The organism is Rhodococcus sp. BE178, assembly GCF_050433545.1.
In the GTDB taxonomy this organism is placed as follows: Bacteria; Actinomycetota; Actinomycetes; order Mycobacteriales; family Mycobacteriaceae; genus Prescottella.
In genome coordinates, this window is the sequence record NZ_JBNPXA010000019.1 from 101851 (window position 1) to 120999 (window position 19149).

General features: G+C 66.9%; 18 protein-coding genes, 1 pseudogene and 1 riboswitch. Of the genes and pseudogenes, 10 read left to right on the forward strand and 9 right to left on the reverse strand.

What is annotated here, in order from left to right; all coding sequences use genetic code 11:
- Window positions 1-99: 99 nt before the first annotated feature.
- From J2X34_RS25470 to J2X34_RS25480, 3 genes are read right to left on the reverse strand one after another with little or no spacing between them, the layout of a single operon-like run.
- Window positions 100-393 carry a SelT/SelW/SelH family protein gene (locus J2X34_RS25470; protein WP_429520076.1) on the reverse strand — a complete coding sequence of 98 codons (294 nt, stop codon included), beginning with the start codon at window positions 391-393 and terminating at the stop codon, window positions 100-102.
- The gene (locus J2X34_RS25475) at window positions 390-1022 is read right to left on the reverse strand and encodes a TetR/AcrR family transcriptional regulator (RefSeq protein ID WP_429520077.1); all 633 of its coding nucleotides are present in this window, start codon (window positions 1020-1022) and stop codon (window positions 390-392) included. Before J2X34_RS25475 ends, J2X34_RS25470 begins: the two co-directional genes overlap by 4 nt.
- On the reverse strand, window positions 1019-1651 hold the full coding sequence (locus J2X34_RS25480) for a TetR/AcrR family transcriptional regulator (protein ID WP_429520078.1): 633 nt from the start codon (window positions 1649-1651) through the stop codon (window positions 1019-1021). Before J2X34_RS25480 ends, J2X34_RS25475 begins: the two co-directional genes overlap by 4 nt.
- A 322-nt stretch (window positions 1652-1973) precedes the next feature.
- On the opposite strand from J2X34_RS25480, the gene J2X34_RS25485 reads away from it, so the two are divergent.
- The 8 genes from J2X34_RS25485 to J2X34_RS25520 all read left to right on the forward strand — a co-directional run bounded on the left by J2X34_RS25485 (window position 1974) and on the right by J2X34_RS25520 (window position 10040).
- Window positions 1974-2831: an SDR family NAD(P)-dependent oxidoreductase gene (locus tag J2X34_RS25485; RefSeq protein WP_429520079.1), complete on the forward strand. Its 858-nt coding sequence runs from the start codon at window positions 1974-1976 to the stop codon at window positions 2829-2831.
- Window positions 2832-2840: 9 nt separating this feature from the next.
- Complete coding sequence (locus tag J2X34_RS25490) at window positions 2841-3674, forward strand: mycofactocin-coupled SDR family oxidoreductase (RefSeq protein ID WP_429520080.1); 834 nt, start codon at window positions 2841-2843, stop codon at window positions 3672-3674.
- A gap of 53 nt (window positions 3675-3727) precedes the next feature.
- Window positions 3728-4990 carry a PLP-dependent aminotransferase family protein gene (locus J2X34_RS25495; RefSeq protein ID WP_429520081.1) on the forward strand — a complete coding sequence of 421 codons (1263 nt, stop codon included), beginning with the start codon at window positions 3728-3730 and terminating at the stop codon, window positions 4988-4990.
- Between the two features lie 69 nt (window positions 4991-5059).
- Entirely contained in the window at window positions 5060-6223 is a 1164-nt protein-coding gene (locus J2X34_RS25500) for a sugar ABC transporter substrate-binding protein (RefSeq protein ID WP_114720657.1), read from the forward strand.
- Window positions 6224-6257: 34 nt separating this feature from the next.
- On the forward strand, window positions 6258-7769 hold the full coding sequence (locus tag J2X34_RS25505) for a sugar ABC transporter ATP-binding protein (RefSeq protein ID WP_429520082.1): 1512 nt from the start codon (window positions 6258-6260) through the stop codon (window positions 7767-7769).
- Between the two features lie 46 nt (window positions 7770-7815).
- Window positions 7816-8763, forward strand: coding sequence for an ABC transporter permease (locus J2X34_RS25510; protein ID WP_429520083.1), 948 nt, complete (start codon window positions 7816-7818; stop codon window positions 8761-8763).
- 33 nt (window positions 8764-8796) lie between these two features.
- On the forward strand, window positions 8797-9630 hold the full coding sequence (locus J2X34_RS25515) for a mycofactocin-coupled SDR family oxidoreductase (RefSeq protein WP_429520084.1): 834 nt from the start codon (window positions 8797-8799) through the stop codon (window positions 9628-9630).
- On the forward strand, window positions 9630-10040 hold the full coding sequence (locus tag J2X34_RS25520) for a RidA family protein (protein WP_114720668.1): 411 nt from the start codon (window positions 9630-9632) through the stop codon (window positions 10038-10040). Before J2X34_RS25515 ends, J2X34_RS25520 begins: the two co-directional genes overlap by 1 nt.
- Before the next feature lie 14 nt (window positions 10041-10054).
- Here the strand turns inward: J2X34_RS25520 and J2X34_RS25525 are convergent, their stop codons facing one another.
- From J2X34_RS25525 to J2X34_RS25550, 6 genes and pseudogenes are all read right to left on the reverse strand, one after another.
- Window positions 10055-10819: a (2Fe-2S) ferredoxin domain-containing protein gene (locus J2X34_RS25525; protein WP_429520085.1), complete on the reverse strand. Its 765-nt coding sequence runs from the start codon at window positions 10817-10819 to the stop codon at window positions 10055-10057.
- Complete coding sequence (locus J2X34_RS25530; protein ID WP_429520086.1) at window positions 10816-11628, reverse strand: ABC transporter ATP-binding protein; 813 nt, start codon at window positions 11626-11628, stop codon at window positions 10816-10818. The genes J2X34_RS25525 and J2X34_RS25530 overlap by 4 nt, the downstream gene beginning before the upstream one ends.
- Entirely contained in the window at window positions 11625-12683 is a 1059-nt protein-coding gene (locus tag J2X34_RS25535) for a FecCD family ABC transporter permease (RefSeq protein WP_114720676.1), read from the reverse strand. Before J2X34_RS25535 ends, J2X34_RS25530 begins: the two co-directional genes overlap by 4 nt.
- Window positions 12680-13624, reverse strand: a complete 945-nt coding sequence (locus J2X34_RS25540) for an ABC transporter substrate-binding protein (RefSeq protein WP_174914446.1) — start codon at window positions 13622-13624, stop codon at window positions 12680-12682. The genes J2X34_RS25535 and J2X34_RS25540 overlap by 4 nt, the downstream gene beginning before the upstream one ends.
- 73 nt (window positions 13625-13697) lie before the next feature.
- A riboswitch (cobalamin riboswitch) is annotated at window positions 13698-13882 on the reverse strand.
- Between the two features lie 12 nt (window positions 13883-13894).
- The gene (locus J2X34_RS25545; RefSeq protein WP_429520087.1) at window positions 13895-15376 is read right to left on the reverse strand and encodes an MDR family MFS transporter; all 1482 of its coding nucleotides are present in this window, start codon (window positions 15374-15376) and stop codon (window positions 13895-13897) included.
- Between the two features lie 331 nt (window positions 15377-15707).
- Window positions 15708-16016 (reverse strand): annotated as a pseudogene (locus J2X34_RS25550) (hypothetical protein); the annotation flags it as partial.
- On the opposite strand from J2X34_RS25550, the gene J2X34_RS25555 reads away from it, so the two are divergent.
- The gene (locus tag J2X34_RS25555; protein ID WP_114720682.1) at window positions 16004-16888 is read left to right on the forward strand and encodes a phosphoribosylaminoimidazolesuccinocarboxamide synthase; all 885 of its coding nucleotides are present in this window, start codon (window positions 16004-16006) and stop codon (window positions 16886-16888) included. The pseudogene J2X34_RS25550 and the gene J2X34_RS25555 overlap by 13 nt on opposite strands.
- A 1-nt stretch (window position 16889) precedes the next feature.
- Window positions 16890-19007, forward strand: coding sequence for a S9 family peptidase (locus J2X34_RS25560; RefSeq protein WP_429520088.1), 2118 nt, complete (start codon window positions 16890-16892; stop codon window positions 19005-19007).
- Window positions 19008-19149 lie beyond the last annotated feature (142 nt).

Genomic DNA, 19149 nt, shown 5'->3' on the forward strand with positions numbered 1-19149 from the left:
GACGCGCGACGGGATCGGCCGTTTCACGGGGTGCGGTATCGCCCCATATGTCTCTGATCAACAGTGGTCGCTGATCGAGTGACCGTCAAGACCTCGAGCTCAGTTGTTGTGCTTGCGATCTGCGTGCCCGAGGTCCCGGTCCGGCACGACCGCGTCACGCACCAGCTTCTTGAGTGTCACGATGTCGGGAAAACCGCTGTCGCGCTTACGATCCCACACCACTGTGTCGCCCGCAGTGACCTGGAAGATCCCGCCGGTACCGGGAATCATTGCCACCTCGCCGAGTTCGGTGCCGAACGTGTTCAGCAATTCCTGTGCCATCCATCCGGCTCGGAGCAGCCAGTTGCATTGCGTGCAGTACGTGATCGTGACGCGGGGCGAGGCGGAGGTCATGGCTCCAGGGTGGCAGACGGACCGCCGGCTACGACCCCCAGCGCGTTCAACCACAGGGTCGTCAGGTGCTCGGACGCCTCCTCCAACGCCGGGGGCTCGCCGAAAACGAACCAGATGTACGCGCATCGTTCCGTCATGGCGCCGAGCATCGCGGCAGCGGCATCGACGTCGAGATTCGCGTCGATCAGGCCCTCGTCCTGCCAGCGGGTGAACGCGCGGCAGGTTCGCCCTTGGTAGTAGCGGCGCCGGTCGGTGAGCGCCCGGCGCGCCTCTGCGCTGGAGAGGGCGGCTTCGCCGAGTACCTTCCAGAAGTCGGAATTGCGTTGGAAGGCTTCAAGGTACAGCAGGTTCGTCTCGGCTATTCGGGCACGCGGTTGATCCGGTCCGGCGACTGGGGACGAGAGTTCGCCGTAGACCTCGTCCTCGACGTCGATGATCAGATTCGTGAACAGCTCGTTCTTGTCCTCGAAGTACCGATAGAACGTACCGACGGAGACGCCTGCTTCTGCGGTGATGTCCGCAACGCGTGCCTGATGGAAGCCCCTTTCGGAGAAGACACGCCGGGCTGCGCGCAGGAGCGATCCGCGGGTGCGTAGCCCCTGGCGGGTCATGGACGTCTTGTCGCTCATTTCGTCAATCCCTCGGTGGCAGCGACAACGACAACGCGGCACCAGAGGTCGGTCAGCTGGTCCGCGGCGGCATCGATCGCTGGAGGGCGGTCATCGAGCACGAACCACTGGAAGGCGCATTGTTCGGTAGTTGCGACGAGAGCGAGCGCGGTGAGGTCGACGGGGACGCCGGGCGTGACCAATCCGGCCTCGACCCAGGCGGCGATCGTGTCGCGCACGTGGGCGACATAGACCTCTCGTCGTGCGGCCAGCATGCGGCTGATGTCGCGATTTCCGAGTGCCGCCTGCTCGACTCGTCGCCAGAAGTCGGCGTGGCGTGTGAACTCCTCGAGATAGTGGTGGGCATTCGTGCGAATCCACTGGTGGACGCCGTATTCCGGTGACCAGGATGCCGGCATGATTGCGGCGTCCAGTTCGTCGAGCATGGCTTCGAAGACGAGTTCCTTCGAACTGAAGTACGTGTAGAAGCTGCCCGACGCGACTCCGGCTGCGGTCGTGATGTCGGTGATGCGTGTGTCGAAGAAGCCGCGATCGACGAAGACGTCTCGGGCGGCCGTCACGAGGAGAGTTCTGGTGGGCGTCGATCCGGTGGTGGATTCGGCCGCACGGGAGTTGCGCTTGTTGTCCATACCCCGCCCTGGTTTGCGCCCCGATCAGGGGCGTTGTCTGTTGCCGGTGCCCGATCCTACTCGGCGGTTCGCTGCCGACCGCCCGGCCCGATGGGTGCTGAGGTGAGGAATTGTTCAACGTGGCTGGAAGCTCCTCTGCGCAGTGCGACGCGGATGGTTCGTGTCCTTGAACGCTGATGTTTAACACAGTGATTCGGACACACGTGCGAGATCGCATCGAATTCGTCCAGTCGTTGACAACCGTCGACTCCGGGTGGATAGTCGCCTCACCTGAATGGTTCTTCAATAGGCTCGAATGACCCTGGATGTGAGGGCGGTTCAATTGAGAGATCTGGAGGGATCCGTCGCTGTTGTCACAGGCGGCGCCCGCGGTATAGGTGCAGCGATCGCCAAGCGGCTGGCGGCGGCCGGTGTGGATGTCGCGATCTGGGACGCGCCTGAATGGAACGATCCGCCGCTCGGATACGCCCTCGGCGATGAGGCTGACCTGCGGGATATCGAAACGGAAGTCCGTGCGCACGGGCGCCGCGCGCATGCGATCGCCATCGACGTGCGTGACCCGGCTGCTGTCGAGTCCGCGGTGGCCGAGACCGTGTCCGCGCTCGGCGGGCTCGACATACTCGTATGTGCGGCGGGCGTGCGGAGTGCTGTACCCGTTGCCGAGATGACCGACGTGCAGTGGGAGTCGGTGGTCGATACCAATCTGCACGGTGCGTATCACTGCATTCGGTCGTCGCTCGCGCACCTCGAGTCGTCCGGTTCGGGCCGCGTGGTGATTGTGGCCGCGGAGGAAGGCAGACGCGGTGCTGCCGGACTCTCCCACTACGCCGCAGCAGCGTGGGGGTTGATCGGGCTGGCCAAGTCGTTGGCGCTCGAGTCCGCGGAGTTCGGGCTCGCGGTCAACGTCCTCGCTCCCGGTCCCGTCGATACGACGATGTCGCGGACCTCCGACTTCTGGGCCCTGGCGCAGGCCGGGCGTGCTGGAAACGACCCGGTGGGAGAGGTGAACGAGGAGTCCGCCCGTAGCGCCCTCGAGCTGATTCACCCCAGCAGATCCGCGTACGTGTCGATCGAATCCATCTGTGATGCGGCGATGTTTGTGATCGGGGCAACGGGGCTGGATATGACGGGATCGGTGCTCGATGTCTCGGCCGGATTGGCCGCAACCAATACGGCGTGAGGAGAGGTGATGAGGAGCTTCGAAGGACGAGTCGTCGTCGTGACCGGTGCCGGCAAGGGTCAGGGACGTTCCCATGCGCTGTCGTTCGCGCAGCAGGGCGCGTCGCTGGTGCTGTGTGATCTGGGACAACAGATCCCGTGCGCGTCGCCGATGTCGACTCCCGAGCAGTTGTCGGAGACGGCCCGGATGGTCGAGTCGGTCGGTGGTCAGTGCATCTCGATGCTGGCGGATACCCGTTCGAGCGCCGACATGGACAAGTTGGTCGGCGCTGCCGTCGAACGGTTCGGCAGGGTCGACGTCTTCGTCGCGAACGCCGGCCTCGCATCGTTCGGCCCGCTTCGCGACATGTCTTATGAAGTTTGGCGTGAGGTGGTCGACGTCAACCTCACCGGCGTCGCGACGAGCATTCGAGCGGTTGTGCCGCAGATGATCGAACAGGGGAGCGGGCGGATCATCGCGACGTCGTCGTCGGTTGCGCGAGAGGGCGGGCCCAACAACGCGAACTATGCCGCCTCGAAGTGGGGTGTCATCGGGTTCGTCAAATCACTGGCGATCGAGCTGGCACCGCACAACATCACGGTCAATGCTTTCGCCCCGATGTCGGTGTCGACAGACATGTGTCACAACCAGTTGACCTATCGGCTGTTCCGGCCGGACCTCCGAGAGCCGACGACCGACGACGTGCGTGAGGTGTTCGCAGGACTCAATCCCATGGGTGTTCCGTGGCTCGAGGTGGCCGATGCGAGTGCGGCAGTGCTGTTCCTCGCCTCGGACGATGCCCGGTACGTCACCGGCAACGCCTTCGACGTCGCCGCCGGATGGAACGCATTCCACGTCGCGTAATCCCTTCTCGTGCCCCCGAATTCAGATCTCAGCAACAACGAAGGAGTTCTTCGATGACGATCGACCCGAAGCATCTTCTGTCGGACCTCGCTCAGGGCGGACCTGCCCTGTTCTTCCCGGACCCGCCGGCTGCAGTCACGTTCAACTTCGACCAGGGCATCGCCGCCGAAGAGACGTTTCCCATCGAGGACTTCAAGGAGCTGATGGGTGATGTACTCGACCGTGACGGCGGGTTGGCACTGGAGTACATCTCGTTCGATTATGACAAGTCCAACGACCAGATCGTCTATCTGCCCTCCTACATCGAACTGATGCTCGGCCACACCGGTCTTCGGGCGGAGCTGGCAACGTGGCTGGGCCGGACCCAGGGGATCGGCGGTCTCGGCGCGGACAACTTCATCCTGACCTCCGGGTCGGTCCAGGCAATCGCTTTGGCGGTCAATGCATTCGTCAACCCCGGCGACGGCGTTCTCGTCGAAGCGGCAACCTTCCCGTACGCAATGCGGTTCATGCAGATGCGGGGTGCCGACATTCGAACCGTCGACATCGACCAGGACGGCCTTGTCATCGAGTCCCTGGAGGCACGTCTGGAGGAGTTCCGCCGGGACGGCGTGAAACCGAAACTGCTGTATGTGATTCCGACATTTCAGCTTCCGACATGTGTGGTGATGCCGGAGGAACGCCGTCGGCGCCTCCTCGAGATCGCCGAGAAGTGGGAACTGATCGTTCTCGAGGACTCGATCTACGCCGATCTGCGCTACGGCGGAGATCCGGTGCCCTCACTCCGAAGCATGGACACCTCCGGTCTGGTCATCCAGTCTCACGGGTTCTCGAAGGTCCTCGCCCCTGCACTGCGTCTCGGGTGGATGTGCGCATCCGAGCAGATGATTCACGCGTTGGCCTCGGTCCGGCAGGACCTGGGCGTCAGCCAGTGGATGTGCCGGATGATGGCCGACTACCTTGCCCAGAACAAGCTCGATCCGCACATCGAGAGGGCAAACGCCGTCTATCGCCGCAAGCGCGACATCGCGGTGCAAGCCGTGCGTGAGCATTGCGGCGGTCTGGTCGACTTCGATGTGCCTGACGGGGGCTTCTATCTGTGGTTGCGGATCGACGACTCGGTGGACTGGGATCGAGCCCAGCACGCCGCTGCGATGAGTGGCGTCTTCTGTCGACCCGGCGAGAAGTTCCTCGGAAAGGAAGCGGGGCAGGGCTATCTGCGGCTGGCGTACAGCCATGCCCCCGACCACGAGATCGAGCGCGGGATCAAGGCGCTCGGTGACGCCATCACCTCCAACGTCCGGGCCACCGCATAGTCCGAAAACTCTGGAGCCTGCCCCGAGTTCTGCGGTGGGCACTCCATCGACCGAGTGAGAGGGATTGACATGACCGTGTCGGTAACACAGCGATCCACGCGCCGTCGCCTGTCGAGGATCATGCTCGGCGTTCTCGGGGCGGTGACGGCGACCGTCATGCTCGTCGGATGCGCCGGCGCCACCGGTGACACCGCAACCGATCCGGGTTCTGATCCGGCTGGTAGCGAGTGGTTGGCCGCCGCTCAGGATGCGGCGCAGGCCGCCACCACGGTTCCCACCGTCATCCGAGCGGCCCAGCTCGGTCCGGTGACCCCACCTGCGACCCGCACCATCTTCTTCGTCGGGTGTGACCAATCGATACCCGGATGCGTTGCACAGGTGGCAGGGGTTCAGGAAGCGGCCGCTGCCCTCGGATTCACCGTGAAGGTGTGCGACGCGAAGGCCGACGTCGCGTCCTTCCAGAACTGTATGAGCCAGGCGGTGAACGCCAAGCCCGACGTGATCGTCAACAATGCCCGGCCCGCGGCGGATGCCGCCGAGGCGTACGCCGGGGCGCACGCCGCCGGGATTCCCGTCATCGGCCAGTTCACCTCGGAGCAGCCCGATCCCGCCAAGGGAAACACCGTCGAGGTTGGCAACGTCTGCCGTCAGGAAGGCGAAATGCTCGGCAACTTCATCGTCGCCGAAAGCGGTGGTAAGGCCGACGTCGCAGTGTTCGCCGACACCGTCTACGGGTGCAACGGGCAGCGCGCAGAGGGAATCGAGGCCGCCCTCGACAAGTGCGACTCGTGCAAGACCACGATCAAGCGATTCTCGGCGGCCACGGCGCAAACGGACCTACCTCCCGCACTCCAGGCGGCCATCCAGTCGAATCCGAAGCTGAACTGGATTGTAGGAACACCCGGATTCTCCGGTCTGATGGCATCGGACGCGGTTCGTCAGGCGGGCAAGGCCGACTCCATCTCGGTCGGAACCTTCGACGGCGACGAACCGTCACTGGCGCTGGTGCGCAAGGGTGACATCATCAAGGCCGACGTTGCCTCGGGTGTGTACGAGAACGGGTGGACTGTCGTGGACGCGGCCGTGCGTCTCGCCGCCGGTCAGTCGATCCCGGACGGGATCTCGAACCCGACCCAGCTCCTGATGACCCAGTCGAGCGTTCCCCAGAACGGAACCTACGAGGGTGCAACGGGTTTCCGAGAGCAGTTCGAGACGCTGTGGGGTGTCGCGTGATCTCGGATGCGCCGGGTAGAGGTGAGGGTGCGTGATGACGGCTCTCGAAATGGCCGCTATCACCAAGACCTATCCGGGACAGCGCGCGCTCGACAATGTGGACTTCGCGGTCGCAGCCGGGGAGATTCATGCCCTGCTCGGCCACAACGGATCGGGAAAGTCGACGCTCATCAAGGTGATGTCGGGATATCACCTACCGGATTCGGGAGCGGGAGGTTACTCGGTAGCCGGGAAGCCGATCAGGTTCGGCGACGTGGCCGGGATACGCAACGCGGGAATGCGGTTCATCCACCAGGACATCGGGATGGTCGAGGGCCTGACCGTCCTCGAGAATCTGAGGCTCGGTGTCGGGAACTACGACGCCCGCCGCCTCGGTCGCATCAAATGGCGCCGTGAACGTGAACTGGCGAGACGCAGCCTCGAAGAACTGGATCTGGGCCACATCGACCTCGACGCCCCGCTCTCGGATCTGACGGCCGTGGAGCGGACCGAGGTCGCGGTCGCCCGAGCCCTCGGGGACCAGAGTTCGGTGACGGTGCTCGTCCTCGACGAGGCGACGGCGGCGATGCCCTCCGAGCAGGTCGGCAACTTGTTCCGCCTGGTCCGTCGGCTCGTCGAGCGCGGCGTGGGAGTCGTCTACGTGACCCACCGGCTGGAGGAGGTCCTCGAAATCGCGGACCAGGTGACCGTCCTCCGGGACGGCAAGGTGGCCCTGCGCTCGCGGGTTGCCGACCTGACGGGAGCGGAACTGGCGCGGGTGATCGCGGGCACGGAGTTGACGCCCGTGCGAAGCCCCCGGAACGAGGGCCGAGTGCAGGGCGATACTCGTCTCGAGTTCGTCGACGTGGTTGCAGGTAGGGATTTGAAGGGCGCCAGCTTCTGTGTGCGAGCCGGCGAGGTTGTCGGCATCGCGGGACTCACCGGATCCGGAGTGCACGAGGTAGTGCGACTGCTTCAGGGCGGTGCCCGAGTGGTCTCGGGGGAGGTGAGGGTGGAAGGGCGACCCGTGGGTCGATTCGGAACGCGGCCGATGCGCGAGCACGGAGTGGCAGTACTGCCCGGCGAGCGGCGCCTCAAGGCGATCTTCACGATGTCGGTGGCCGAGAACATGACGATATCGAGGCTCCGGCCGCTGTGGCGCAGGGGAATCCTCAGCCGGCGAGCGGAACAGACCGAGGTACTCGCCGGGATCGATCGCTTCGGCATCCGCCCGGGAGACCCGGACCGGCCGATCGAACTGCTCAGCGGCGGCAACGCCCAGAAGGTGTTCGTTCTCCGCTGGCTGCGCATCGATCCGCGTGTACTCGTCCTCGAAGAACCTACGCACGGTGTCGACGTCGGAGGATCAGCGGAAATACTCCGAGTCGTGTCCGAATCGGCAGCGCGGGACGGCATCGCAGTCCTGCTCTGTTCGTCGGATACCGACGACCTCGCAGCAGCGTGTGATCGCGTCCTGGTGTTCCGGGACGGGTCTGTCCAAGCAGAGCTACAGGAGGAGGAGATCACTCGTGAAAGAATCGTTGGACTCTGTTACGCCCCGTCCTGATCTCTCGGCGCGCGACATCGCCGGGACTCGTGCCAGACGCACGTCCGTGAACTCGCTCGCATCGAAATGGGCCGGCCCGGCGCTGCTGCTCGCGATGATCATCGGATTCACGATCGCCCTCCCCGGCGTATTCCTCACCAGCAGCAATCTCGTTGCGGTGGTGAACAACCAGGCGATCGCCGCGATAGTTGCGCTGGGGCTGCTGTTCCCGCTCGCTGCCGGTGTCTTCGACATCTCGATCGGAGGTGTGATCACGCTGTCGGTGATCTCCTCCGCGTCGATGTTCCAGGCGACCTCCGGCAGGATGCCGGTGATCGCGGTCATCGTCGTTACCCTCCTGGCCGGATCGCTGGCGGGATTCGTCAACGGCCTCCTCGTGGTTCGACTCCAGATCGATCCATTCATCGTGACTCTGGGAACCGGCTCGGTCTTCCTCGGGCTGTCCCAGCTCGTCGCGAACGGCAAAGCGGTATCGGAGAACATCCCGACCGCATTCACCGACCTCGGGCGGGGTGAGATCCTCGGGATACCCAACCCCATCGTGTGCGTCATCGTGCTGGCGGCGATCGTGTACTACGTCCTCGAACACACCCCGCTCGGGCGCATGATCTATGCGACCGGCGCCGGTCGTGAGGCCTCGCGGTTGGCGGGGGTGCCGACGGATCGCATTCTCTACCTTGCATTCTGGGCTTCGGCATTCTGCGCAGCCCTGGCCGGACTCGTGTACACGGCCCGCATCGGCACGGGGCAGCCGGATGTCGGCGGACAGTATCTGTTGCCGTGTTACGCGGCCGCCTTCCTGGGATCGACCATGATCAAGCCGGGACGATTCAACGTCCCAGGTCTGCTCGTCGGTCTCGCGATCATCGCAATCGGAATCAACGGACTGCAGCTGTGGGGCATCCCCTTCTGGGTCATCTCCACCTTCCAGGGCGGCGCTCTTGTCCTCGCCGTGGTCCTCACCAAGATTCGCAAGACCCCGAAGACGACCTGACCGGAACGACAGAAGGTACGAGAGGAGAACCCGATGGGCAATCTGGATGGCAAGGTCGCTTTCGTCACGGGAGCCGCACGCGGGCAGGGGCGCTCACACGCGCTGGCCCTGGCGCATGCGGGTGCAGACGTCGTCGTGTCCGACATCTGCCGCGACCTCGATTCGATCCGTTACGCACTCGCCACCGAGGATGATCTCGCCGAGACGGTCCGCCTCGTCGAAGAGGTGGGGCGGAAATGCCAGCCCTTCGCTCTCGATGTGAGGGACGGCGACGCGCTCGACGACGCGGTGTCCGAGACGGTCGACCGTTTCGGCTCACTCGACATCTGTGTCGCGAACGCGGGAATCTGTGGGCATGGAAGGTTCTGGGAGATAACCGATTCCATGTGGGATGAGATGATCGGAGTCGATCTGACCGGAGTGTTCAAGACGCTCCGTGCCGTCACGCCCACGATGGTGGGGCAGGGACGCGGACGGATCGTAGCGACCGCCTCGATGGGTGGTCGCATGGGCAACCCGAATCTGGCCCACTACGTGGCCGCGAAGTGGGGCGTCATCGGCCTGGTCAAGACCCTGGCGCTCGAGGTGGCCGAACACGGGATCACCGTCAACGCGGTGTGCCCGGCAACTGTCGACACGCCGATGGTGCACAACGCATCGATGTACGAGTTGTTCTGTCCAGGGGTCGATTCCCCGGACCGCAGCGACGTCGAGCCCATCTACTCACGGATGAGTCCCATGCGGATACCGTGGGTCGATCCGCAGGACGTCTCGGACGCAGTGCTCTATCTGGTCTCGGACCAGGCGCGCTACGTCACCGGGTCGACGCTCGACGTCTGTACCGGCGCAACGGCCGGGATGCCCTGATGACGCAGATCTCCGAATCGAGCGGGGTGCAACGAGGGTTCAGCCCACCGCATCTGACGTTTGCCGGGATGTCGCAGTCCGTCCGGTGTGGGGGACTCGTCCTCGTCTCCGGTCAGGTCGCACTGGGCGACGACGGAACCGTGGTCTCCGACGATCCGCGCGATCAGGCCGAACAGTGCTTCGCCAACATCGAGTCGGCCCTCAGCCTTGCCGGTGCGCGCGTCTCCGATGTCGTCAAGCTCGTCTGCTACCTCACCGACGCCTCATATTTCGGTGCCTACAGCGACGCCAGGGCGAAGTGCCTCGGTGACAATTCGCCTGCCGGTACGGCCGTCGTGGTGGCGAGTCTGCTGGATCCGGCGATGCTGATGGAGGTGGAGGCGTGGGCTGTCGTACCGCAGCCCGATTGAGTGGTGACGTGGAGCTACTCGGCGGGGTCCAAGGATCGCCGCACACCGTGCCACTCGGTGACGGGACGTCCCTCGACGAGGTGCTCGTCGACGAATCGCTCGACCCGGTCGGCGTGCAGTGCGGCGTACCAGGTGTTGTCGGGGTACACCACGGCGACCGGGGCCTGCGAGCACGGGAACAGGCAACCGGTCTGGGTGACGAGGACGTCGTCGTCACCCAGACCGCGGGCCTCGAGCGCGTGGTCGAGCGCCTGCGCGGCCTCCGGACCGCCGCGGGCCGAGCACCGCGGACCCCGGCACACCAGGACGTGCCGTGCGAAGCCGGGCACCTCGTCCCAGGCAGGGGAGGTCAGGGGAGCGGTGGTGGTGCGCGCCGGGGTGGTGGGGCCCGAGATCGCGGCGTCGAGCAGGTCGGCGTAGTTCGCGTTGTCGGAGAGCGGATTCGCGACCCGCACGTCGGGAATCCGTTCCTCGGAGTGCTCGCGGGAGTGCTCGCGCAGCCAGTGCCCGATGACGCGGCGGAACCACGCGTCGATCTTGCGGTCCAGCACCGTCTGGGCGCTCACCACGACGACCTCGGTCGCGCCGGACGCGGTCGCCTCGTCGAGCGCCGTGGTGACGGATGTTCCCGAGCCGCCGAGCACCGCCGTCACGAAGACGGTGTCCGGGTGCCGGTCCTGCAGGGTGCGCAGCGCCCCGAGTACCTGGTCGCGGGGATCGGCGCCGCGATCGGTGGGCGCGGTGACGACCACCCACCGGTTCTGCGCAACCGTGTTCATGAGAAAGACCTTTCGGCTGCCGCGTCGACGGTGCCGCACAGCACCACCATCGGACGGCCCGTTCGTGGATGGGGTTGCACCAGGGCGTCGAGGCCGTAGACGTCCGCCAGCAGTTCGGCGGTGAGTACCGACTCCGTCGGGCCCTCGGTGACGACCCGGCCGTCGCGCAGCACCACGAGGTGATCGCAGTACATGGCGGCCAGGTTCAGGTCGTGCATCGCGGCGACTGTGGTGAGCCCGCGGGCCCGGATCAGTTCGAGCAGTTCCAGCGACGCCGAGACGTCGAGGTGGTTGGTGGGCTCGTCGAGTAGCAGCACACAGGGGCGCTGCGCGAACGCGCGGGCCAGCTGGGTCTTCTGCTTCTCGCCGCCGGACAGGCTCTGCCACAACCGGTGTCGCAGGTCCGCGATGCCGGCCGTCGCAAGGCAGTCGGTGACGAGTTCACCCGTGCCGAGTGCGGCGGGGCGGGCCCAGCCACCGCGGTGCGGAATGGAACCGAGTTCGACGATCTGTTCCACCGTCAGGTCCAGTTCGGTGGCCGAATGCTGTTCCACCAGTGCGACGGTCCGGGCGAACTCGCGCCGGTGCATCGCGGTCGCCGGGACGTCGCCGATCAGCACCCGTCCGCTGTCGGGACGTTCGAGCCGGGCGATCGCCGACAGCAGCGAGGTCTTGCCCGATCCGTTCGGCCCGATCAGCCCGGTGACCCGACCGTCCGGGGCCGTGCACGACACCCGGTCGAGGATCCGCGTGCCTCCGGCCGACCAGGTGACGTCCTCGACCCGGATCTCGGGAGAGTGGTGCGTCATGAGGTGGCTCCCCGTCGTCGGAGCAGCCACACGAACGCCGGCACCCCGACGACCGCGGTGACGATACTGATCGGCAGTTCCCGCCCGGGCATGACCGTGCGGGCGGCGATGTCGGCCCACACGAGCAGCAGGGCGCCCACCAGAGCGACCACCGGGAGCAGGCGCGCGTGCAGCGGCCCGACGAGCATCCGGGCCGCGTGCGGCACCACGAGCCCGACGAAGCCGATGATGCCGGCCTGCGCCACCAGCGCCGCCGTGCACAGTGACGCCACCGCGTACAGCACCCAGCGCGACCGCTCGACGTTGGTGCCGAGGCTCGCGGCGGCACGCTCACCGAACGCGAACGAGTCCAGTACCCGGCTGTACGCCAGGAAGATCGTCATCGTCGCGGCGACGACGACGACGATGCCGACCAGACCCGACCAGCGCACGCCGGCCACCGAGCCCAGGGTCCAGTTCAGCACCCGGTGGGCGGAGTCGCGGTCGCCGAACAACACCAACGCCGACGTCAGTGCCGCGGTCAACTGCCCCACCGCGATACCGGCGAGGACGAGTCGACCGGGCAGCAGCGCCCCGGACCGGGACGTCGCGATGACGAACACCAGCAGCAGGCTCCCTAGGGCACCGAGGAATGCGGCGGACGACACGGCGCCGAATCCCAAGGCGCCCACCGCGCTCGCGCCGGTCGTCAGTGCCAGGACCGCACCCAGTGACGCGCCCCCGGACATGCCGAGCAGGTAGGGGTCGGCCAGCTGATTGCCGGTCAGCGACTGCAGCACGGCGCCGCACAGGGCGAGCCCCGCGCCGATCGCCGCGGCCGCCAGCACCCGCGGCATCCGCAGGTCCACGACGATGTGGGTGGTGAGCAGATCGGTGCCCGGGCCGATGCCGAGGCGTCCGGCGATCGACTCGACGACCGTGCCGATCGACAGGTCGGCCGCACCGATCGCGACCCCGGCCGCGCAGCTCACTGCGAGCAGCGCGACCAGGATCACCGACCAGCCGGTGCTGGTCGTCGCGGCTACCCGGGCCGGCACCCGGGTCGTCGGACTCATGCCCCGTTGTCGCCCAGCTGCTCGGCGACCAGGCTCGCGCCCTCGATGGTGCGCGGTCCCGGCGTGCTCGCCGAGAACGGGACCACGACGAACGCGTCGTCGCGCACGGCCTTCAGATCCTTCAGGGCCGGGTCGCTCCGCATGTAGTTCTTCTTCTCCTCGGCCGTGTCCCACGACGCGTCCGCGAGGACGATGACGTCGGGGTTCGCGGCCAGCACCGTCTCCCAGCTGCCGTCGAGCCACGCGCCGTCGGCATTCGCGAAGATGTTGGTGCCGCCGACCGCATCGATGATCAGCTGCGGTCCGCCGGCGTTGCCGCCGACGTACGGGGTATCGGTGTTGCTGTCGTACCAGAAGATGCTCTTGCCCTTCGCGGGCGCCGCAGCCTCGATGCCGCTGAGGGTCTCGCGCATCTGTGCGACGACGGCGTCGGCCTCGGAGTTGCGGCCGAACAGGGTCCCGTAGTCGGTGATCTCGGTGCCGATCGAATCCCAGGACACGGCGGGACGGGTCGACTTGTCCTTGCAGCCGAACGGGGAGACGTAGGTGGCGACACCGAGGGCGTCGAACGACTCGTGCGAGCCGACGGCCTTGTCGTCGAACGCGCTCGAGTACGACGCGAGCACCAGGTCGGGCTTGACCTCGAGCAGGGCCTCGCGGCTCGGGTAGTCCTTCTCGTCGAGCGCCGGGACCTGCGCGTAGGCGGAGGCCCACTGCGGCGCGATGGTGTCGTCGAGGTAGGCCGTGCCGGCCATCCGGTCCTGGGCGCCGATCGACAGCGCCGTCTCGGTGGCGCCCTGGTTGAGGGTGACGCCCCGCTCGGCGGGGCCGTCGAGGGTGACGGTCCGACCGCAGTTCTGCAGGGAGATCGCAGCGGTGTCGGCGTCGGAGTCCGACGATCCGCCGCACGCGGACAGCGTGAGTACGGCAGTGATCGACAGTGCCGCGGAGGAGATGACTCGGTGTGAAACAGGGGTACGCAAAGCGACCCGCCTTCCATGACTCGTGGAAAACGTGCTGGTGTGCGTCACGGCCGGTCTCCTGGCTCGGCAGGGATAGCCGCCGGCTACGCCTTCCCGGATGCGTGCGCATCCAGTGGCTGGGGTCGAACCCCTAGTAGTCGACGTACCTGCCCACAGTGGCGAGTACCGCGCCGGCTTCAACCGGACTTCCCGAACACCGTGACAACATCGTGAAGAATAGACGACGGGTCAGGCGGCGCTGTCCGCCTTGTCTGCTTCCTCGGCCTCCTCGGCCTCCTCGGCCTCCTCGGCCTCGTCGGCTTTCTCGGCCTTCGGCATCAGCGCCGACGACACGGTCAGCAGCACCGCGATCCCGAACAGGCCGAGGAACACCAGATGGATGGCTTCGGACAGGTCGCCCGGATCCGGTTCGGCCGTGTCGCCGACCCGCGAGTTCACCAGCGCTCCGAACACCGCGACGCCCACGGCGCTGCCGATCGAGCGCGCGAACATGTTGGTCGAGGTCACCACGCCGCGTTCGGTCCAGTCGACGCTGGTCTGCGCCGCGATCAGCGTCGGGGTGGCGATCAGGCCCATCCCGGATCCGATGACGAAGCATGTCGCGCCCACCTGCCACACCGGTGAGCCGTCCGAGAGCAGCAGCAACAGCGCGGTGCCGACGAGTGCGAGGGCGCTGCCGATCAGCGCGGTGGTGCGGAACCCGACGCGCAGGTACAGCCGTCCGGCCTGGGATGCGGCGATGGGCCAGCCGATGGTGAGCACTGCGAGCGCGAAGCCCGCTACGAGCGCGCCGGTGCCAAGCACGCCCTGCACGAACGTCGGCACGTACGACGTGAGGCCCATCAGGATCGCGCCGACGGACAGCGACACCAGGCTGCTCGCGACCAGCACCCGGCGGGTCAGCATGTGCAGCGGCAGGATCGGTTCGGCGACGCGGCGCTCGACGAGGACGAACCCGACGAGCAGCAGCGCCCCGACGACGAAGATGCCGATACCCATCGGGGACAGCCACTCCCACGACTGGCCGCCCTCGAGCAGTCCGAGGATCATCAGCGCGGCGCCGCCGGTGAGCAGGATTGCGCCGGGGTAGTCGATGCGTCGCCGCGCGGCGGTGGTCTTCTCGGTGAACTTGCGATGCAGCATCCACGCCGCGATCGCGCACAGCGGAAGGTTGACGAGGAAGATCCAGCGCCACGACAGGTACTCGGAGAACACGCCGCCCAGCGTCGGGCCCAGGACGGCGGACATGCCCCACACGCTCGCGATGTAGCCCTGCACCTTCGCGCGTTCGGCCACGGTGTAGATGTCGCCGGCGATGGTGAGGCTCATCGGCTGCACCGCCCCGGCGCCCAGACCCTGGATCGCGCGGAAGACGATCAGCGCCGGCATGCTCCACGCGAGGCCGCACAGCAGAGAACCGATCGCGAACAGCGCGATGCCCAGCAGCATGATCGGTTTGCGGCCGAACACGTCGGACAGCTTGCCGTAGATCGGCACCGAGACCGCCTGCGCCAGCAGGTACGCCGAGAACAGCCACGGGAACTGCGAGAACCCGCCGAGATCGCCGACGATGGTGAGCACCGCGGTCGCGATGATCGTGCTGTCGAGCGCGACGAGGGACGTGCTGAGCATCAGCGACAACAGGATCGGGCCGCGTTCCGAGCGCAGTCCCACCGATGCCCTGGCTGCGGCGGTCGTGTCGGTCGCCATCACTCTCCTGTAGATCGATGCCGAGGTGGATCAGCCGACCGTGTCCCGGCGCACACCAAGTCTGAAACAAGGCTAACGATCTTCGGTGCGGTCCTATTCCCGACGCCACCCACCCCGCGTTTCGCGCACTTATCGTGCAAATCCGGTCTCGGAAGGCGCGACAAGTGCGCAAAACGCGGGAGAACGGGGGACGGGGGAGTCGGGGTCGGTCGTCGTGTTCGGTGAAGTCGCGGTCGTGGTCGGCGGCCTTGCCGTACCCGGTCTCGCTGACACCGCGCTTCCAGTGGCCGATGACGAGCGTCGACTTGCGGTCGAGGCCGACGTTGTGGCGCAGGTGGCGGCGCAGGTCGAGCACGACGGCCGACTCGGCGGACACCCACGCGAACACCTTCTCGTCCGGGGCGTCGGGGAACGCGTGACGCCACCACCGGCCGCGGCGCCGATCGTGTCGCCCGGTCGCGCCCGCTCCGCCCAGGCGCTCGCTAGCCCCTCGTCGCCGTCCCGGACCGAGGCGACGGTGATCTCGGCGGGCAGTCGGTGATAGGAGGACGGCATGTTCTGCAGACACTGACCAAGCGGTTGCGTGCTGTGGGGTGCGCCGATTCGCCGGACCGATAGGGTAGCCACGTGCGTCCTTCACTCGATTCCTACACCCACCTGGCCGGCGGCAAGGTCCGCGATCTGTACACGATCGACGACGAGCACCTGCTGCTGGTCGCGAGTGACCGGATCTCGGCCTACGACCACGTGCTGACCACCCCGATCCCGGACAAGGGGCGCGTGCTCACCGCGATGAGCGTCTTCTTCTTCGAGAAGTTGGGCGGCACCAACCACCTTGCCGGTGACCCGCTCGACGAGCGCATCCCCGAGGAGGTGCTCGGCCGCGCGCTGGTGGTGCGCAAGCTGAACATGGTCCCCGTCGAGTGCGTCGCCCGCGGCTACCTCACCGGTTCGGGGTTGCTGGACTACCAGAGCACCGGCGCCGTGTGCGGCGTCGAACTGCCGGAGGGCCTGGTCGAGGCGAGCAAGCTGCCGGATCCGATCTTCACGCCCGCCAGCAAGGCCGACCTGGGTGACCACGACGAGAACATCGACTTCCAGGCCGTCGTCGACAAGGTGGGTCGGGATCTCGCGGTCAAGCTGCGCGAGGACACCCTCGACATCTACTTCCGAGCGTCGTCGTTCGCGGCCGACCGCGGCATCATCCTCGCGGACACCAAGTTCGAGTTCGGTCTCGATTCCGACGGCAACCTGGTCCTGGCCGACGAGGTGCTGACGCCGGACTCGTCGCGCTACTGGCCGGCCGACGGCTACGAGCCGGGCAAGGTGCAGCCGAGCTTCGACAAGCAGTTCGTGCGCAACTGGCTCACCAGCCCCGCGTCGGGCTGGGACCGCGCCTCGGACACCCCGCCCCCGCCGTTGCCGCAGGAGATCGTGGACGCGACCCGCGCCCGCTACATCGAGGCCTACGAGCGCATCTCGGGTCTGTCCTTCGAGGATTGGGTGGGCTGAGATGAGCGCGCTGACTCCGCCGGTCGCCAAGCGGGTGCCGCTCGAGCGGACCCATCACGGGGACACGTTCGTGGACCACTACGAGTGGCTGCGGGCCAAGGAGGACCCGGAGGTCATCGAGTACCTCGAGGCGGAGAACGCGTACACCGCGCAGCAGCTCGAGCATCTGGAGCCGTTGCGGGAGAAGGTGTTCCAGGAGATCAAGTCGCGGACGCAGGAGACCGACATGTCGGTCCCGACGCGGCTGGGCAACTGGTGGTACTACGCGCGCACCGCCGAGGGCAAGCAGTACGGCGTCAACTGCCGGTGCCCCATCTCGGGACCGGACGACTGGACGCCGCCGGAGCTGTCGGCCGACACCGCGATGCCGGGCGAGCAGGTGCTGCTCGACGGCAACATCGAGGCGGAGGGCCACGAGTTCTTCTCCGTCGGCGCGTTCTCGGTCAGCCACGACGGCACGCTGCTGGCGTACTCGGTGGACGTCATCGGTGACGAGCGCTACACGCTGCGGTTCAAGAATCTCGAGACCGGTGAGCTGCTCGCCGACGAGATCCCGAACACCGCACCCGGTGCGACGTGGGCCATCGACCACCAGCACATCTTCTACCTGACGGTCGACGAGTCGTGGCGTCCCGACACTGTGTGGCGCCACAAGCTCGGCACCACACAGGACCAGGACGTCCAGGTCTTCCACGAACCGGACGAGCGGTACTGGGTGGCGGTCGGGTCCACGCGCAGCGAGAAGTACCTGATGATCTGGCTCGGGTCCAAGGTGACCACCGAGGGCTGGATCCTCGAGTCGGCGAACCCCGAGGGCGAGTTCCGGGTGATCCTGCCGCGCCGCGAGGGTGTCGAGTACTCGGCCGAGCACGCGGTGATCGCCGGCGAGGACCGCTTCCTGATCCTGCACAACGACGTGGTCGACGGCGAGAAGGCCGAGAACTTCGTGTTGGCGCAGGCCCCGGTGTCGGAGCCCGGTGCGATGGAGATCCTGATCCGGCACCGCCACGACGTCCGACTCGAGGACATCGACACGTTCGCCGACCACCTGGTGCTCAGCTACCGGCGGGACGTGCTGACGCGCCTGGCGATCTGGCCGCTCACCGCGGACGGCTACGGCTACCTGGTCGAGATGGAGTTCGACGAGGAACTGTTCTCGGTGGGGCTCGGCTCCAACCCGGAATGGGACCAGCCGATGCTGCGCCTGGGGTACACCTCGTTCATCACACCCTCCCGTGTGTACGACTACGAACTGGCGACCGGCGCGCTGCTGCTGCGCAAGTCGCAGCCCGTGCTCGGCGGGTTCGATCCCGCCGACTACGAGCAGCACCGCGAGTGGGCCATCGCCGAGGACGGCACCCGCATCCCGCTGTCGATCGTGCGGCGCAAGGGAATCGGTGGCGACCCCGCGCCGACACTGCTGTACGGGTACGGCTCGTACGAGGCCAGCATGGACCCGGCGTTCTCGGTGGCACGGCTGTCGCTGCTCGACCGCGGCATGGTGTTCGCGGTCGCGCACGTGCGCGGCGGCGGCGAGATGGGTCGGCACTGGTACGAGAACGGCAAGACGCTCACGAAGAAGAACACCTTCACCGACTTCGTCGCGTGCGCACGACATCTCGTCGACGAGGGGCGTACGACACCGGCGCAGTTGGTCGCCGACGGGGGCAGCGCGGGCGGCCTGCTGATGGGCGCGGTCGCGAATCTCGCGCCCGAGTTGTTCGCCGGCATCCTCGCCAACGTGCCGTTCGTCGATCCGCTCACCTCGATCCTGGACCCGGACCTGCCGCTGACGGTGATCGAGTGGGACGAGTGGGGCAACCCGCTCGAGGATCCGCAGGTGTACGAGTACATGCGGTCCTACAGCCCGTACGAGAACGTCGCCGCCAAGGAGTACCCGGCGATCCTCGCGATCACGAGCATCAACGACACCCGCGTGCTGTACGTGGAGCCCGCGAAATGGGTTGCCGCGCTGCGTGCGACGAAGTCCGGTGAGGCGCCGTTGCTGCTCAAGACCGAGATGAGTGCCGGTCACGGGGGCGTCAGCGGACGCTACGAGAAGTGGAAGGAAGTTGCCTTCGAGTACGCGTGGGTGCTCGACACCGCGGGCGCGGCGTAGAGCTTCTTCCGAGGCGAGGGGCGGGGGGGGCCCCCCGGGGCCCCCCCCCCCCGAGGGGGGGGCGGGGCGGGGGGGGGGGTGGCCCCCCCCCCCGGGGGGGGGGGGGGGGGGGCGCGCACCCCCCCCGGGGGCCGCCCCCCCC

Bases quoted from the DNA above. Each gene is read 5' to 3' on its own strand.
- J2X34_RS25480 (WP_429520078.1), bottom strand. From the start codon at position 1,651: ATGGACAACAAGCGCAACTCCCGTGCGGCCGAATCCACCACCGGATCG.
- J2X34_RS25525 (WP_429520085.1), bottom strand. From the start codon at position 10,819: ATGAACACGGTTGCGCAGAACCGGTGGGTGGTCGTCACCGCGCCCACC.
- J2X34_RS25500 (WP_114720657.1), top strand. From the start codon at position 5,060: ATGACCGTGTCGGTAACACAGCGATCCACGCGCCGTCGCCTGTCGAGG.
- J2X34_RS25495 (WP_429520081.1), top strand. From the start codon at position 3,728: ATGACGATCGACCCGAAGCATCTTCTGTCGGACCTCGCTCAGGGCGGA.
- J2X34_RS25470 (WP_429520076.1), bottom strand. From the start codon at position 393: ATGACCTCCGCCTCGCCCCGCGTCACGATCACGTACTGCACGCAATGC.
- J2X34_RS25560 (WP_429520088.1), top strand. From the start codon at position 16,890: ATGAGCGCGCTGACTCCGCCGGTCGCCAAGCGGGTGCCGCTCGAGCGG.
- J2X34_RS25490 (WP_429520080.1), top strand. From the start codon at position 2,841: ATGAGGAGCTTCGAAGGACGAGTCGTCGTCGTGACCGGTGCCGGCAAG.
- J2X34_RS25505 (WP_429520082.1), top strand. From the start codon at position 6,258: ATGACGGCTCTCGAAATGGCCGCTATCACCAAGACCTATCCGGGACAG.
- J2X34_RS25530 (WP_429520086.1), bottom strand. From the start codon at position 11,628: ATGACGCACCACTCTCCCGAGATCCGGGTCGAGGACGTCACCTGGTCG.
- J2X34_RS25535 (WP_114720676.1), bottom strand. From the start codon at position 12,683: ATGAGTCCGACGACCCGGGTGCCGGCCCGGGTAGCCGCGACGACCAGC.
- J2X34_RS25545 (WP_429520087.1), bottom strand. From the start codon at position 15,376: ATGGCGACCGACACGACCGCCGCAGCCAGGGCATCGGTGGGACTGCGC.
- J2X34_RS25475 (WP_429520077.1), bottom strand. From the start codon at position 1,022: ATGAGCGACAAGACGTCCATGACCCGCCAGGGGCTACGCACCCGCGGA.
- J2X34_RS25515 (WP_429520084.1), top strand. From the start codon at position 8,797: ATGGGCAATCTGGATGGCAAGGTCGCTTTCGTCACGGGAGCCGCACGC.
- J2X34_RS25520 (WP_114720668.1), top strand. From the start codon at position 9,630: ATGACGCAGATCTCCGAATCGAGCGGGGTGCAACGAGGGTTCAGCCCA.